The 16507-nt window shown below is 33.1% G+C and carries 18 protein-coding genes; 6 read left to right on the top strand and 12 right to left on the bottom strand.

Annotated features, from left to right (window positions below; all coding sequences use genetic code 11):
* A partial coding sequence (locus HMPREF9129_RS02175; RefSeq protein WP_004819867.1) for a cytosine permease occupies nt 1-1017 on the bottom strand: 1017 nt, incomplete at its 3' end.
* Between the two features lie 286 nt (nt 1018-1303).
* Between HMPREF9129_RS02175 and HMPREF9129_RS02170 the strand changes: the two genes are divergently transcribed.
* From HMPREF9129_RS02170 to HMPREF9129_RS02160, 3 genes are read left to right on the top strand one after another with little or no spacing between them, the layout of a single operon-like run.
* Nucleotides 1304-1672: a GntR family transcriptional regulator gene (locus HMPREF9129_RS02170; protein WP_040552159.1), complete on the top strand. Its 369-nt coding sequence runs from the start codon at nt 1304-1306 to the stop codon at nt 1670-1672.
* Complete coding sequence (locus HMPREF9129_RS02165) at nt 1673-2542, top strand: ATP-binding cassette domain-containing protein (RefSeq protein ID WP_004819863.1); 870 nt, start codon at nt 1673-1675, stop codon at nt 2540-2542.
* 1 nt (nt 2543) lies between these two features.
* Nucleotides 2544-3254: a hypothetical protein gene (locus HMPREF9129_RS02160; RefSeq protein WP_004819860.1), complete on the top strand. Its 711-nt coding sequence runs from the start codon at nt 2544-2546 to the stop codon at nt 3252-3254.
* Between the two features lie 70 nt (nt 3255-3324).
* On the opposite strand, the gene purH is transcribed toward HMPREF9129_RS02160, so the two are convergent.
* The 11 genes from purH to tpx all read right to left on the bottom strand — a co-directional run bounded on the left by purH (nt 3325) and on the right by tpx (nt 12736).
* Nucleotides 3325-4794: a bifunctional phosphoribosylaminoimidazolecarboxamide formyltransferase/IMP cyclohydrolase gene (purH, locus tag HMPREF9129_RS02155; RefSeq protein WP_004819859.1), complete on the bottom strand. Its 1470-nt coding sequence runs from the start codon at nt 4792-4794 to the stop codon at nt 3325-3327.
* Nucleotides 4791-6020 (bottom strand): phosphoribosylamine--glycine ligase, encoded by a 1230-nt coding sequence (purD, locus tag HMPREF9129_RS02150; RefSeq protein WP_004819856.1) that lies wholly within the window; start codon nt 6018-6020, stop codon nt 4791-4793. Before purD ends, purH begins: the two co-directional genes overlap by 4 nt.
* The gene (gene purN / locus HMPREF9129_RS02145) at nt 6017-6571 is read right to left on the bottom strand and encodes a phosphoribosylglycinamide formyltransferase (protein ID WP_004819855.1); all 555 of its coding nucleotides are present in this window, start codon (nt 6569-6571) and stop codon (nt 6017-6019) included. The genes purD and purN overlap by 4 nt, the downstream gene beginning before the upstream one ends.
* Entirely contained in the window at nt 6555-7562 is a 1008-nt protein-coding gene (gene purM, locus HMPREF9129_RS02140) for a phosphoribosylformylglycinamidine cyclo-ligase (RefSeq protein WP_004819852.1), read from the bottom strand. Before purM ends, purN begins: the two co-directional genes overlap by 17 nt.
* On the bottom strand, nt 7562-8011 hold the full coding sequence (gene purE / locus HMPREF9129_RS02135) for a 5-(carboxyamino)imidazole ribonucleotide mutase (protein WP_004819850.1): 450 nt from the start codon (nt 8009-8011) through the stop codon (nt 7562-7564). Before purE ends, purM begins: the two co-directional genes overlap by 1 nt.
* A gap of 155 nt (nt 8012-8166) precedes the next feature.
* On the bottom strand, nt 8167-9618 hold the full coding sequence (gene guaB / locus HMPREF9129_RS02130; RefSeq protein ID WP_004819849.1) for an IMP dehydrogenase: 1452 nt from the start codon (nt 9616-9618) through the stop codon (nt 8167-8169).
* Nucleotides 9619-9797: 179 nt separating this feature from the next.
* Entirely contained in the window at nt 9798-10061 is a 264-nt protein-coding gene (locus tag HMPREF9129_RS02125) for a barstar family protein (protein ID WP_004819847.1), read from the bottom strand.
* A 12-nt stretch (nt 10062-10073) separates the two neighbouring features.
* On the bottom strand, nt 10074-10502 hold the full coding sequence (locus HMPREF9129_RS02120) for a ribonuclease domain-containing protein (protein WP_083827174.1): 429 nt from the start codon (nt 10500-10502) through the stop codon (nt 10074-10076).
* A gap of 61 nt (nt 10503-10563) precedes the next feature.
* On the bottom strand, nt 10564-11745 hold the full coding sequence (locus tag HMPREF9129_RS02115) for a M20 metallopeptidase family protein (RefSeq protein ID WP_004819844.1): 1182 nt from the start codon (nt 11743-11745) through the stop codon (nt 10564-10566).
* An 11-nt stretch (nt 11746-11756) separates the two neighbouring features.
* On the bottom strand, nt 11757-12233 hold the full coding sequence (rlmH, locus tag HMPREF9129_RS02110; RefSeq protein ID WP_004819842.1) for a 23S rRNA (pseudouridine(1915)-N(3))-methyltransferase RlmH: 477 nt from the start codon (nt 12231-12233) through the stop codon (nt 11757-11759).
* Complete coding sequence (gene tpx / locus HMPREF9129_RS02105) at nt 12233-12736, bottom strand: thiol peroxidase (protein WP_040552158.1); 504 nt, start codon at nt 12734-12736, stop codon at nt 12233-12235. Before tpx ends, rlmH begins: the two co-directional genes overlap by 1 nt.
* 108 nt (nt 12737-12844) lie before the next feature.
* On the opposite strand from tpx, the gene HMPREF9129_RS02100 reads away from it, so the two are divergent.
* From HMPREF9129_RS02100 to HMPREF9129_RS02090, 3 genes are all read left to right on the top strand, one after another.
* Nucleotides 12845-13954 carry a carboxylate--amine ligase gene (locus HMPREF9129_RS02100; RefSeq protein ID WP_004819838.1) on the top strand — a complete coding sequence of 370 codons (1110 nt, stop codon included), beginning with the start codon at nt 12845-12847 and terminating at the stop codon, nt 13952-13954.
* A 305-nt stretch (nt 13955-14259) separates the two neighbouring features.
* Nucleotides 14260-14997, top strand: a complete 738-nt coding sequence (locus tag HMPREF9129_RS02095; RefSeq protein ID WP_004819834.1) for a rhodanese-like domain-containing protein — start codon at nt 14260-14262, stop codon at nt 14995-14997.
* 46 nt (nt 14998-15043) lie between these two features.
* The gene (locus HMPREF9129_RS02090) at nt 15044-16507 is read left to right on the top strand and encodes a TIGR04282 family arsenosugar biosynthesis glycosyltransferase (protein WP_004819832.1); all 1464 of its coding nucleotides are present in this window, start codon (nt 15044-15046) and stop codon (nt 16505-16507) included.

Below are 16507 nucleotides of genomic sequence, written 5' to 3'. Positions count from 1 at the left end.
AAATTTAAATAGCATAGCTATATTATATGGCTTTGTCAAACATAATAATCCTGAAACTAATAAAACTATAGCTATTATTTTTCTTCTATCCGTCCTAAAACTATTAGCTAAGTTTAATGATGATGAATATAAATTTGCCGCATTTGTTGTAAAAATGTTTGTAGTCATTAAAATTAAACTTGGAATAACTAAGCCTAACTTAAGAAGTACTGACGTTAAATCACTTTCATTCATTGCTATTCCCGCAATTGCTCCACACAAAATTAAAAGACTGTTTCCTCCTAATAATCCAACTGCAGCACTAATCATAGCTTGTTTGCTATTCCTTGCAAACCTCATCGTATCCGCTATACACGTAGCTGTAGATAATATCCACGTTCCTATTACTATAGTTACTCCATTTACCAAAGATATATTTTCATTTGGAATCCAAGTGATTACGTATTCCCATCCTGCTAAACTTCCTGCCTTAATAGCAGTCCCTATCGATAAAAAAATAATGGCAGGAATAGCTACATATCCCAATATTGTAATTGCTCTAATCCCTGAAAAAGCGAAGATTCCCATAATTATCGCACTTAAAAATAAAATTAAAAATTCTCCGATTCCTTCTATGTTTAGAACACTTGCTATAAAATTCCCATAAGTTGCCGCCTGAATTGTGTACCATCCTATGTTTACTATGGGAACAAAAAGTGTCGCTATTTTGGATCCCTTATTTCCAAAAGTATAACGTGTTATCAAAGCAAAACTTAAACCTGTTCTGCTTGACATATTAGCTACAGCAATAGCTATAATACTTAAAAATATATTTCCAATTGTAATAGAGATTAAAATTTCTTTGAAAGAAAGACCCGCAGCCAAGCCTCCTCCTGTCATCATACTTGTTATAACAAATACAAATCCTAACCACACAATAGTTATACTCCAAAAACTTTTTCTTTCTTTTTGTGGAACCGCAGAACTTTCAAAATCCATATCAATAGCAGAACTTTCAGCCTGATTTAAATCTCTCATCTTAAAACTCCTTTCATAAACATTTTAAAATTGGTATTACCAATTTAGTTTGAGTATATCATCAGTGTATATTTTTTACAATTAAAAGTCTGAAAATTTTTTAGGCTTTTTATTTGTTCAAAATTATTTTAATATCTTTATTATGATTATCTATTGCGAATTGTCTTTTTATCTTTAAATTCTCAATTAAATACTAGTTTTAAAATTTTTGTTGACATATTAAAAACTAGATGATATTATTCACTTAGTTAGTTAAGTGATTAACCAATTTACTTGGAGGGATTATATGGAATTTACACAAGATAAACCCATTTTTCAACAAGTTGCTGAATTTATAGAAAATCAAATTTTAGATGGTCTTTTACTCCCCGATGAACAGACACCTTCTACAAACGAATTTCAAAAAATATATGAAATAAATCCAGCGACTGCACGAAAGGGACTCAATATTTTAGTTGATGAAGGAATAATTTATAAAAAAAGGGGAATGGGAATGTACGTGAGCGAAAATGCTAAAGAAATAATATTAAATAAACGACAAGAGGAATTTTTTAATACGCACATTCCTCAAATCATAAAAGAACTTAAAAGAATAAATATCACTCCGGCGCAACTTGCCTTAGAGATAGAAAAAAGACAGAAAGAAGGGAAATAAATGATAACTGTATCTAACCTAAATAAAAAATATGGTTCTAACATAGTTTTAAACAATTTAAATTTTGAAATAGAGCCCGGAAAAATATACGGTCTTCTTGGAAGAAATGGTGTAGGTAAAACAACTTTATTAAAAATACTTTCAAACCAAATCGTTTCATACACAGGCGAAGTTAAACTCGATGAAGAAATTGTAAAAGAAAATCAATCTTCTACTGATAGAATTCTCTTTATCAGTGAATTTATGGTTCCTGACTCAATGAAAGGTGAAAAAGTAAATACAATTTTAAAATTTGCTTCAAATATGCTTCCGAATTGGGATGAAGATTATAAAGACGAACTCCTAAAAGAATTTAAATTAAATCCCAAATTATCTATAAAAAAACTTTCAAAAGGCAACAGAAATCTTTTGAGCTTAATAATTGGTTTGGCCTCAGGTGCTCAATATACACTGTATGATGAACCGTCTGTTGGTTTAGACGCCAACAACAGATATAAATTTTACCAACAAATTATGAAACTTTCTGAAACTAGCGAAAGAACTTCAATTATCTCCACTCATATTATAGATGAGGCTGAAAATATTTTTGAAGAGGTAATAATTTTAGAAAATAGTGAAATTTTATTAAATGAAGATATTTCAAACATCCAATCAAAAGCTCTTTCAATAACAGGCTCTAAGGGTGAAATTTTGAGAATTCTAAACAATAAAAATATAATTTCAGAAGATAGTATTGGAGCAGTTTCAATTGTTTCGATATATGATGAATTGAATTTTGATGAAAGAGCACGTCTAAAAAATGCAGGTGCTGAAATCACAAATCTCTCTCTGCAAAAATTATTTATCCATTTGACAAATAAGGAGGCTTAAAATGAATACTATAAAAAATATATTTAAATTTCAGTCTATAACCTTTTTAAAGAGTTTAATAACAACAAATATTGCAGCTGTTGCGATTGTTACATTTATGCTAATTTTTGGGTTTGCAGCTAACTCAGATCCCACTTTAATATCAAGCGACCCTGATTATAACGTATCTACCCCGTTTGCGATCTTAGCTGTATACCTTACTGCAATAGCATTTGCTTCATCAGCTGTTTTGGTCACAAAATGCTTCAATGCTTTTTTTGTAGATCTTAAATTCAGCTTACGTCTTGGCACAACTCGTAAAAATTTTATAATTTCAAATATAATATTTTTTACAATTTCAATAATAATATTTGCTCTTCTTGCAATTATATATACTCAAATAATGAGATTTGCATTTCAGCAAACCATTGATAGTATTGAAGTACTTGGCAATAAGTTTCCCTTTTACGAAATAATGCCTAAGATCTTTTCATTTCTGTTTTTTATGGTGGGAGTATTCAACATATTAGCAGTACTTGTATTCCTATTCAGATGGAAAACTATAGGCTTTTTTGTAGCTCATAACATCTTTTATAATTATGTAGATGCTTACACAAAGTTTATAGATTTCATATTCTGGGAGCTTCAATTATCTCGTGGAATTGTGTTCTATATAGTATCATTCATCCTTGTTTCTCTTGTAATCTATAAATACAATGATGATTCCAATTAAAAATATCTCTAAAAAAACTCTCTTTGCTAAACAAATAGTAAAGAGAGTTTTTAATGCTCCACGTGGAGCATTAGTGTCTAAAATGTCTTGTTCTCGTAAATATGAGCGTTATATCTGCTTCATTCGCGGCTTCTATAACTTCTCTATCTCTTATAGAACCTCCAGGAGAGATGGCAGCTTTTATTCCATGGTCTTTTAAAAGTTCCACTGTATCGGCAAAAAAGAAGCCGTCTGATGCCAAAACTACTCCATCCAAACTTCTCGTTCTGTGAATAACTTCTTCAACTGCCCAAGCTCTCTTAGTCTGTCCTTGTCCTATTGCATAAGTTGAACCGTCTTTTGCCAAAACTACTCCATTTGAAGCAACATGTTTAACAGCTTTAAATGCAAATTCTAAATCTTTAAGTTCTTTTTCTGTTGGCTTTCTCCTGCTCACAACTTCAAACTTTTCAAATTCTACTTCGTCTAAATCTTGTACTATTACTCCGTTCAAAGTTTGTTTAAACTGTCTTCCAACTTCAAAATCCATCAAGTTTGAAATCTCAACCAATCTTATATTTTTCTTTACGCTAAGTATTTCAAAAGCTTCTTTGGAAAACTTCGGAGCGATTATAACTTCCAAAAATATCTTTGAAAGTTCCTCTGCAACGTCTAAATCAACTTCTCTATTCAACGCAACTATTCCGCCAAATATTGATTCCGTATCACATTCATACGTTTTTAAATATGCTTCTTTTAAATTTTCACCTGTTCCTATACCGCAAGGATTGGTGTGCTTTATTGCAACAGCCGTTGGCTCTTTAAAATCTTTTACAACTTTTACAGCTGCATAAATATCGTTCAAATTATTATATGAAAGTTGTTTGCCGTGAAGTATTTTAACCTCTGCAACTTCTTCTCCCACATAATATGCCGCCTTTTGATGAGGATTTTCTCCGTATCTCAAATTTTCTTTCAGCTTGCAATTTAAACTAAAGTTTTCGCCACTTAGATAATCTGAAATAGCTCTGTCATATCTAGCTGTAGTTTCAAAAGCTTTAATTGCCATTTGCTTTCTGTAATCTTCTGAAATAGAATCTAAATTATCCAACACATCTTGGTAATCACAAGGGTCTGTAACAATTAGTACATCTCTATAATTTTTTGCAGCTGCTCTTATCATAGACGGCCCGCCTATGTCTATCATCTCTATAATCTCGTCTAAGTTATCTGTCTTTGTTATTGTATCTTCAAAAGGATATAGAGTGTTCACTACCATATCAATTGATATAATTCCCTCTTCTAATATAGTAGATTGGTGTTCTGTGTTCTCTCTTATATTTAATATTGCTCCGTGTATCTTCGGGTGAAGTGTCTTAACTCTGCCATCCAAAATTTCTCTCTGTCCCGTTACCTCTTCGACAGTCATAACTTTTATGCCACTCTCTTTTAACAAATTGTAAGTTCCACCAGTGGATACTATCTCCCAATTTCTCTTTTCAAGTTCTCGTGCAAATTCTTTTATTCCAGTCTTGTCAAAAACTGATATCAAAGCTCTCAAATCCCCACGTCCCTTCTGTAATAAGCATCTTTAAATTTTATTTTCTCAACGTCTTCATACGCCATCTTTGTCGCTTCTGCTCTATTCTTTCCTCTTCCAATTACCATCAAAACGCGACCACCTGATGTATAGAACTTTCCATTTTCAAAAGATGTTCCGGCGTGCACTACCGTTGAGTTAATTACATCTTCTATGCCACTTATTTCATACCCCTTTGCATAGCTTCCAGGATATCCGCCTGAAACCATCATCACACCAGTATAGTAGTCATCATTGTATTTAAAATCTTCTTGAGTCAGCGTTCCTTCAATTGCCTTTTCTGCCAATTGAATTAAACTTGAATCAAGTTTCTCCATTATAACTTCTGTTTCAGGGTCTCCAAATCGTACATTGAATTCCAATACATAAGGTTTATCAACCACCATAAATCCTACAAAAAGTATTCCAGTGTAATTAAAATTATCTTTTTCCAGCCCTAAAGAAATCTCATCTAATATTTTTTGTATTTGAACTTTTAAATCATCCGACATATCCTCCACGGGAATTATATTTCCAACTCCCCCGGTGTTTGGCCCTTTGTTGCCATCACCTATTTTTTTATAATCTCTTGCATATTCAAAAGGATAAATCTTGTTGTGAGATACCATACATATTGCCGATATTTCATTTCCGTCTAAAAACTCTTCAATTACAACTCTATCCGAGTTCATCTTCTCTTCGACAAATACATCTCTTAGTGCAGCTTTTGCTTCTTCCATGTTTTGAGCTATTGTAACTCCCTTGCCAAGACAAAGTCCGTCAGCTTTTATCACTATTGGATAGTTTATTTCGCTTAAGTACTCAACTGCCTTTTCATATTCAAAAAAAGTTGCATATTTTGCAGTTGGAATATCATGTCTTACTAAAAATTCTTTGGTAAAGTCCTTGCTCGCTTCAAATTTTGCTCCGTTTTTCTTAACCCCAAAAATTTTTAAACCCTCTTCTTCAAATCTGTCTGCTATTCCAAGACACAATGGATTTTCCGGGCCAACAATAGTCAAATCAATTCTATTTTCCTTTGCAAAATTTACCAATGACTCTACATCTTCCGGCTCTATGTCTATATTTTTAGCAAATACACTTGTTCCACCGTTTCCCTTAGCTGCAAAAAGTTCAACGCCATCTTCCGATAACTTCTTTAATATGCTGTATTCTCTTCCGCCATTTCCAACTACAAGTACCTTCATTTAGTTTCCTCCAAAACTTTTTGGACTGTTTCTACAATCAATCTGTGTTCAACTTTCAAAACTCTCTCAGCCAAACTTTGAGCCGTATCATCTTCTTCTACCTTTACACTCTCTTGTAAAATTATAGGTCCTGCATCAGCCTCTTCATTTACAAAATGAGTGGTGACTCCGGTAACTTTGCACCCTCTATCCAAAACTGCTTGATGAACTCTTTTCCCGTGCATTCCCTTACCACAAAACGAAGGAATTAAGGACGGATGAATATTTATAATTCTATTCGGATACGCCTCTATAATTTTCTTAGGAAGTATCTTTAAATATCCGAGAAGAAGTATATAATCTATCTCTTCAGATTTTAATACACTCAAAATTTCATCAAAATTATTTGAAACTAATTTTTTATCTGCAAATTGTAGACCTTCCGCCATACAATTTGAAATTACTATCGATATTTCAGCATCTATTTTTCCACTTTCAATAGCATTCTTTACCGCTAAATAATTAGACCCTCTTCCAGATATAAAAACTGCAAGTTTAGAATTTGATTTCAAGTTCAGTACCTCTTATCTCACCTATTTTAAAAGCTCTGTAATCCTTAAAATGTTCTATTACCTTTTGTTCATCTTCTCTATCAATCACCAAAACCATACCTATTCCACAGTTAAAAGCACTTAGCATATCTTCTGTTGCCACATCTCCCAGCTCTTGTAACTTTTCAAATAGAGCCGGCATTTTATACTCTGTTAAGTCAATTTCTGCACCATGTCCATTTAAAGCTCGTGGTATGTTTTCATAAAGCCCACCACCAGTTATGTTGGCAATGGCTTTTACTTCAACCTTTTCAATTAAATCCAAAACATCTCTTACATATATTCTCGTTGGTTCCAATAATGCCTTTTTTACAGATATACCTTCATACAATTCGTCTTCAATGTCTAATCCCGCTTTTTCAAACACTATTTTTCTAACCAACGAAAAACCATTTGAATGTACCCCTGAAGATTCAAGAGCAATTACCAAATCTCCGTCTTTTATATTTTTCCCATCAACTATTTTTTCTCTATCTACAACTCCAACTACAAAGCCTGCCAAATCATAGTCTTCTTCGCCGTACATATCTGGCATTTCCGCAGTCTCTCCACCAATTAGAGAGCAATCAGAAATTTCACAGCCTTTGGCAATTCCCTCAACTATATTTGCCATTTTAGTAGGCTCAAGTCTACCGGTTGCAATATAGTCTAAGAAAAATAACGGCTTTGCACCTTGGCATATAACGTCATTTACACACATTGCAACAAGGTCTATACCGCAAGAATTGTGCACATCGGCTTTTTGTGCAATTAAAAGTTTTGTACCAACTCCATCAGAGCCACTTACTAAGACGGGATTTTTATACTTTGTAATGTCTAAGTTGAACATAGCTCCAAATCCACCAACACCTGATAATACATCCTTGCTGTAAGTTTTTTCACACATTTTTTTGATTAGAGAAACTTCTTCATAGCCTCTCTCTACATCCACACCTGCATCACTATACTTCATTATTTTACAGACTCCTTCTCTTGTTCAGTTTTAAACTCTTCAAGCTTTTCTTTTAAACTATCATCACAAATAGCAAGCATTTGAACTGCCAAAATTGCCGCATTTTCTCCACCATCTATTGCAACTGTCGCAACCGGCACTCCTTTAGGCATTTGAACAGTTGAAAGCAAAGAGTCTAAACCGTCCATTGTGGAACTCTTAACCGGAATACCTATTACAGGTTTTATAGAAAGACCTGCTATAACTCCTGCTAAGTGCGCAGCTTTTCCCGCAATTGCTATAAATACACTTGCTTCTGAATTTCTAACATAATCTACCAATACATTGTGTGCTCTGTGTGCTGAAATCACTCTAACTTCATGCTCTATGCCAAAATAATTTAACTTTTCAACAACTTTATCTGCAATCTTTTGGTCTGATGAGCTTCCCATTATAACTGATACTTTCATTATATACCTCTTTTCTCTAATCCTAAAAAATAAAGCCCAAGAAGAGAAGGTTGAACCTCCCCTCCTGGGCTTTTATCCCTTAGGTGTAATATCTTACGATATCCATATCGCTAGGTCCTTAGCCTACGGCTCGGCTCCCTAGATATGCTTCCAGTTTACATTTTTGTATAATTTGGTGATTCTTTTGTGATTGTTATGTCGTGAGGGTGGTTTTCAACTAAACTTGCTGAAGTTATTTTCACAAACTGTGCCTTTTCATGAATTTCTTTAATATTTGCACTTCCTATATAGCCCATACCTGACCTTAGTCCACCTAAAAGTTGATATATTACATCTGAAACTCCACCTTTAAATGGAACTCTACCCTCAACTCCTTCAGGTACTAACTTTTTGGTATTGTTTTGGAAATATCTGTCGCTTGAGCCGGATTTCATAGCTGCAAGAGAACCCATTCCTCTGTATTCTTTATATCTTCTACCTTCGAAGATAACTTCTTCTCCAGGGCTTTCGTCACATCCCGCAAATAGAGAACCTGCCATTACTACGCTTGCTCCACAAGCCAACGCCTTTGTTATATCTCCTGAATATTTTATACCACCATCGGCAATAATTGGAACTCCATATTTATTTGCAACTTCAACTGCGTCCATTATAGCTGTAATTTGTGGAACACCAACTCCGGTTACAACTCTTGTCGTACAAATTGAACCAGGTCCTATACCTACTTTGACACAATCTGCACCAGCTTTTATAAGCGCTTCTGTGCCTTCTCCCGTAGCCACATTCCCAACTATCAACTCAACATTTGGATATTTTTCTTTGATGCTTGAAATTGCCTTTAAAACATTTAGTGAGTGTCCATGAGCTGTATCCACAGTTATAATATCAACATTTGCATCAACAAGAGCCTTTATTCTGTCCATCATATCAACAGTTATACCAACTGCCGCCCCTGCCAAAAGTCTTCCCTTTGCATCTCTTGCAGAATTTGGATATTGTTTTAATTTTTCTATGTCCTTTATAGTTATAAGGCCGTCTAAAGTTCCATCATCTTTTATTATTGGAAGCTTTTCAATCTTCTTTTCTTTCATTCTAAAAAGGGCTTCTTCCATAGATATGTGAGGTCTTCCGGTAACTAAATTTTCTTTTGTCATTACCTCATCTATAATTCTGTCCTCATTCATTTCAAATCTAACATCACGATTAGTTAGAATTCCAACAAGTTTCATATCTTTATCTACGATGGGAACCCCTGAAATTTTATATCTTGACATAATTGTAAGAGCATCTGAAATTTTATGGTCTCTTGACAAATAAAAAGGATCTGAAATAATTCCGTGCTCAGATCTCTTAACTCGATCCACTTCAAGCGCCTGTTCTTCAATAGACATATTCTTGTGTATTATACCTATACCACCTTCACGTGCTATAGCTATAGCCATTCTGCTTTCAGTTACTGTGTCCATTCCCGCACTCATAAGAGGAATATTCAATTTTATATTTTTTGTAAGTCTTGTACTCAAATCAACTTCATTAGGAAGTACATTAGATTCGCCCGGAACTAAAAGTACGTCGTCAAATGTCAAACCTTCTTTTAATTTAAACATACTACACCCCTTTCTTCTTCAACTCAAATTTACAATAACCTTTAACCATTGTCAAGATGTTTAGATTAAATTATCAATTTATTGTCTTTTTCTACTAAAAATTTTGCCTTTTATTATTTTTACAATAAATTTTTATTAAAATTATATTTACGCAATAAAATAAGACACTTTTACGTGCCTTACCAATAAATTTTTACTTCTATTCCCTCATCATATAAATCGCCAAATACATCTAAAATTTTTAATCCATATTCTTCAAGTGCCCTTGGAATTTCTCTAGCATTTTTTATCTCGATTACAACATCTTCTAAATCCGTAAGTTCATCCCAAAGAGCATCTAAGTTGTTTCCAAATGAGTCAGAAAATCCAAATACTTTAGTTAAGTGATTATATGCTGACTCTCGTGTTGCAAACTCATTGCCATCTACTATATATTTCTTCATAAAATCTCCTGCTCAATAAAGTCTCTCAAAAGTTTCATAGTGGTCGTCAGTGTAGTATATAAATCCGTCGTCAGAATATATAATTCTCATCGCACCTCTATTGTGAGAATAGCCTTCAGAAATATCAGCTTCATAATATTTTTTGCCTTTTACTTTCGGAAGTTTTTCTTCTCTATTTCCAAATCTATCCCCGCCTATTACAAAACCTCTACTGTCCTCAACAGACCAATTGATTTCTTTAGCTTCTTTCTTGGTTATATAATTCTTTGGCAACTTCCCATATTGATGTACATACTCCACCACATCATCTTTACTGTAATAACTTTCGTCTTCTAACAGAAGTCTTTCCTTACTGTCTTTTGTGGCGCTACTTGTTGCATTAGTTTTACTTTCATTATTTTCGACATTTTCTGTATTCTGACAACCTACAGTAAATAACATAAGGATCAGTAAAAAATACAGCGTTATATTTTTTAAAAACTTTTTCAATAAAAACCTCTATCTATAATTCATTTAATAGTTTCTCAGCCACTGCCACCATACTCAAAATACCGGTTGGTATAGCTTCTTCATCTGCCATAAATTTATCTGAATGTAGCGGTGCGTTTTCTCTATCCTTAAAGCCAACTCCTAGCCTATACATAGCTGATGAAACGTAATCAGAATAATATGCAAAATCTTCCGAGCCCATAGACGGTTCAGGATTTTCTATATAATTTTCATCTCCTAAAACTTCTCTGCAAGCTCTCTCAATAAGCACAGAAACATTTCTGTCGTTATACGAAACCGGAACTCCTTTGTGTATTTTCACTTCAGAACTTCCTCTCATGGACTTGGATACATTTTCTACAACTTCTTCAATTCTCCTATGAACATACTCTCTGGTATCTTCTGAAAGAGTTCTTATCGAACCCTTGAGTTCAACTTCTGACGGTATTTTATTCGATACATTCCCACCATTTATTGCCGCGAAACTCACAACCGCTGAATCCAATGGGGATAATTCACGAGATACAATGTTTTGTATCATAACTATTACATTTCCTGCAATTACTATTGGGTCCACTGTCTTTTCAGGGTGTGCTGCATGCCCGCCTTTTCCAATTATCTTTATTTCAAATCTATCCGAAGCTGCCCCCATCTTTCCATGTCTGTGAAATATCTTACCAGCTTCTACATCAGGCCAAGTGTGAAGTCCAAATATCGCAACAGGCTTGGGATTTTCCAAAGCACCATTTTCAATCATATACTTTGCTCCTATTCCCTTCTCTTCGGCCGGTTGAAATATAAGTTTCACAATGCCTTTTATTTCATCTCTATGTCTATTTAATATATATGCACTTCCAAGTAGAGATATTGTGTGAATATCGTGTCCACATGCGTGCATAATGCCATCTAATTTAGAAGCATATTCAAGATTTGTCTTCTCTTCAATATGTAATGCATCTATGTCCGCCCTTATTGCAACACATTTTTCGCCATTGCCCCTTATAATTGCAACAACACCAGTCTCGCCAATTTTTTCTATCTCATAAACTCCAAAACTCTCGAGAGTTTTTATAATTAAATCAGTGGTTTTAAACTCTTCCATTCCTGTTTCAGGGTTCATATGAATTTTTCGTCTAATTAAAATAAATTCAGGCAATCTCTCTGCAATTTCATCTTTAATTAATTCAAAATTCATACTCTCTCCTTTTATTTGTGGTATGGATATCCGTTTATAATTCTAAAACCTCTGTATATTTGCTCTATTAAAATCAATCTCATAAGTTGGTGTGGAAATGTCATCTTAGAAAAAGACAACTTATATTTACAAGCATTTAAAACTTCCGGTGCCAATCCCAACGAACCACCTATTATAAAATTAATTGTCGACGCTTCCATTGTTATATCTGAAATTTTTTCTGCAAATTCTTCTGAAGTTAAAGTCTTTCCCTTTAAATCCAAAGCTATGGTATAATCCGAGTTTGATACGTACTTTAAAAGCTTCTCTCCCTCTTTTTGCTTAACTCTCTGTTCTTCACTCTCTGATAATTTTTCCGGAGCCGGTTCGTCAGGAACTTCTATAATTTTAATATTACAATGAGGAGTCAGCCTTTTGGCAAACTCCTCTATTCCCATCAATATATATTTTTCCTTAACTTTTCCGACAGCTAAGATATTTATATTCATTATGAGTTTAACTCTTCTACTGCTTTTAATGCTCCGTCAAAGTTTACTTCATTAGTAACTTCTTCAACATACTCAACATATTTTACAACGCCTTCTCTATCAACTACAACAACACCTCTTGATAGAAGTTTTAACTCATCAATCAAGAAACCATATTTTTCTCCAAACTCACGATCTTTATAATCAGAAATAATTTTAGCATTTTCAATTCCTTCAGCAGCACAGAATCTACCTTGTGCAAATGGAAGGTCAACTGTTACAGTATAAATTACAACATCATCTGAAAGTTGAGTTGCCTTTTCGTTAAATGTTCTCGCTTGAATTGCACAAACTCCTGTATCAATAGATGGTGCAACTGAATAAACTACAATCTTTCCCTTTAAATCTTCCGAGTTAAATTCAGAAAGGTCAGGATTTACAGATTTAAATTCCGGTGCCTTATCTCCGACTTTTATTTCTTTTCCAACTAATGTCAATGGTTGTCCGTTAAATTTTATATTCAATTTCAATTCCTCCTTATTTTTTATATTTATATCCATTTTATACTTCATACACTCATAATATTTAAAATAAATATGGTATAATTATCATTAATTAACTGGAGGTGTCTTATGAAATATAAACACAAAGCAGTAGTTTTAGGAACCAATTATTACATAGGTCTTGCTGTTGTTAGAAATTTAGGTCGAAATGGAGTTCAAGTTACTACCGTAGACTACGAACCATCACACTATGGTGTTTCTAAATATGTAAACGAAAGACTTATTGCTCCTCACTACAAAAATGATGAAAAAAATCTTGTTGAATTTTTAATAGATTACTCAAAAAAGCAAAGCGCTAAGCCAGTTCTATTCCCCACAGCCGACTTATATGTCGAATTCATGGAAAACAACTTTGATGCGCTTAAAGAATATTATCTATGGCCAAATGACCAAAAGGGTCTACTCACAGAGTTAATGGACAAAGAAAGCCTTTTAAAATATACTGAGCCATTAAATATTCCAACTCCGGAGATAATTCCAATGGACGACCCTAATCTATACGCAAGAGCAACTGAAGAGCTTGGATATCCTTGTGTTTTAAAACCTCGTGATTCAATGCCTTTTGTAAATTTATACAGAGAAAAAATGTTCTTTATAAATTCAGAGGCAGAACTTCGAGAAAAAATGGAAATTTGTAAAAAGGATAATCAAGATGTATTTGTACAACGTATAGTTAAAGGCCCTGAAAGCAATTGTTATTCATTTGATATGTATATGCAAGATAACGAAGTAAAGGCATTTTTAACTACATCAAAAATCAGACAGTGGCCAATAAATTTCGGAGCAAGTACTTACGCTAAGCAAGAGTACATTCCAGAGTTATACGATTTATGCTCGCCTCTTTTCAAAAGTGTAAACTACAAAGGTTTCGCAGAAGTTGAATTAAAAAGAGATGAAAGAAATAATAAAATATACTTAGTCGAAGTAAACGTGAGATTTATAAACTTCACAGAAATGCTTTGTCAACTTGGTTTCAACTCACCTATGATGTACTTCTTGGACTCTTTAGGAGAAAAAGTATCCGGTGCACAAATCAGAAAAAATACAGAAACTCACTGGAAATATAAATACGAAGATATTCCTGCAATCAAGAGATATTTGAGCACAGGTCAAATGACTTGGGGCAAAATTATTTCAGATTACAGATTCAAAAAAAGTCAGCTCAACTTGGGCAAGTGACGATATCGGACCGGGCTGGACTTTCTTTAAGTGGGCAATAAGCAGTAAATTAAAAAGAATGTTTAAATAGAAAGTAGGTAATATGAAAGAAATCTAATCTCTCATATTACCTATTTTTATTACTTATTTTTTAATATTTATGATAACATTATGTCTCATTTTTTAATTTTATTATTATTTTCAAAATATATTGATAAAAATTTATATAAACCGAGTGGTTTTGAGGAATTTTTAATTTATTGTGCTATAATATTTGTTAGTTCTAATTATCAAGCACTTTTAAATGTTGTCCTAATTTTGGAGGAATGACATTGAAAAAGTATTTATCATTAGTTGCTATAATTGCAACTCTTACACTATTCGTTGTTGGTTGTGCTAAAAACCAACCTAAAACTGAAGACGCTGCTGAAAAAACTGCCACAGTTCAAACTATGGAAGGCGCTGAACTTGACAAGATTATGGAAGATAAGAAAGAAAAAGAAAATTATCTTGTTATCGATGTGAGAAGTAAAGAAGAATATGATGCCGGTCACGTTAAATTTGCTATCAACATGGATATCGAAACATTCGAAGAAAATCTTGATAGAATTGCAGACTTCAAAGATAAAAATGTTGTTACAGTTTGTAACACAGGTAAAAAGAGCTTAAAGGCTGCTGAAATTCTAGTTGCAAACGGATACACAAATGTATTCAATGCTCAAGGAGTTAAAGATTTCGAATATACTACTATGTCTCAAATAGAAAATATATTTGGTTCTGAACTTCAAGCTATCGCTGATGCAAATGATGGTAGCAATACTATCATTGATGTTAGAGATGCTAAAGACTATGAAGCTGGTCATTTAAAAGGTGCTATAAACATTCCTGTTGATGGCATCGAAGCAGCTTTAGCAGACATCCCAATGGATAAGGGAGTTGTAACTTATTGTTATTCGGGAAATAAATCAACAGTTGCTGCTGAAACTTTAGTTAAGAACGGATACAAAGACGTTAAGAACTCTCTTGACGGAACTAAAGAATTTGAATTTACTCTTGAAAAATAATTTTAAATTCTTGTATAAAATTTAAATAACCTCTACACTTTATACTATGAAGAGAAAAATTATTTTTTTTACAAAAGCTCCTGCTCTCAATTATGGCAAATCAAGACTGAAAAATTTTCTATCTGCAAAAGATAGATATGAACTATCTGTATTTTTAATAAAGGATAACTTAAAAGTGCTTGAAAAATCAGGTTATGAATTTGTCGTATACTTTTCAGGAGATATCGAAAACCTAAACTTTATAGATTATGAAAAAATCCCTCAAAGAGGAGAAAATTTGGGGGATAGAATGTTTAACGCTTTAAAAGCTGAATTAAATTCAAATGACCAAGTTATCCTCTTGGGTTCTGACCTGAGAGGAATAACTTTAAAATTAATTGAAAGTGCCTTCTCAGGACTAAATAATTCAGATTGTGTTATAGCACCTGCAGAAGATGGTGGCTATGGTTTAATAGGACTTAGAAAACCTTTAGATTTATTTTCTAACATAGTCTACAGCCAATCAGATGTCTTTGAAAAAACTTTACAAAAAGCAACTGCGCTTGATATTTCAATTGAAAGGCTTGATACAGTGAGAGATATTGATGAAATTATAGATTTAATAAAAGAAGAACTACAAACAAAAGATGTTGAGATTCTTGGAAGCGGAGAATATAACTTAAACTATAGATTTAACAAAAATTTTGTATGTCGAATTAACTTGGGAAGTCAACTGCACCTTGGAGATGAGCAAATTACATACGAATACAATGCCCTCAAAACACTTGAGTCATCAGGTGTAACTCCAAAGCCACATTACTTAAAAAAGAATTCAACTTACATTCGCAAGGGGTTTTTAGTTATGGACTATTTAGTAGGTCGTCCACTCAACTATGACACAGATATGTCCATTGCTGCATATCTACTTTCAAGAGTACACAACCTCGAATTTAAAGATACAGACTTAATTCGCGTTGAACAACCTTTTAAGGCTATGTTTGAAGAATGTTTTGAAATGTATTCAGTTTATAAAAATTCTAAAATTTATAATAATTCAATTGGAAAATATATAGAGCATTTTTTTGACTATGTAAAAGAACTTGGCATTAAAGATAACATTTCAAACCCTTGCATTATAAACACCGAACTAAACAACAGAAATTTCATAATCAATGGTAATAATTCTTACATAATAGATTGGGAGAAACCTCTAATCGGTGAAGCTGAACAGGATTTGGCTCACTTCTTAGTTCCCACTACTACAAATTGGAAGACAGATAAAATTCTTTCTGATTCTGAAATAGAAAAATTTATATATAAATATGAAAAGTATCGTAAAATAAATAGACAAAAACTAAAAAAATATTTTGCCTTTAATGTCTTGCGCGGCATAACTTGGTGCAGTATGGCAAAAGTTGAATACGAAGCTTCAGAAAGAATACTTTCTAATCAAGATACCTATGAAAAAATTAATAAATTTTTAAGCGAAGATTATTTGAAAATGTTACATAAAAGATTTTATGAGGTTTAA

The organism is Peptoniphilus indolicus ATCC 29427, from assembly GCF_000227315.1.
Taxonomy (GTDB): Bacteria; Bacillota; Clostridia; order Tissierellales; family Peptoniphilaceae; genus Peptoniphilus; species Peptoniphilus indolicus.
This window is presented reverse-complemented; position numbering and strand designations above follow the sequence as displayed.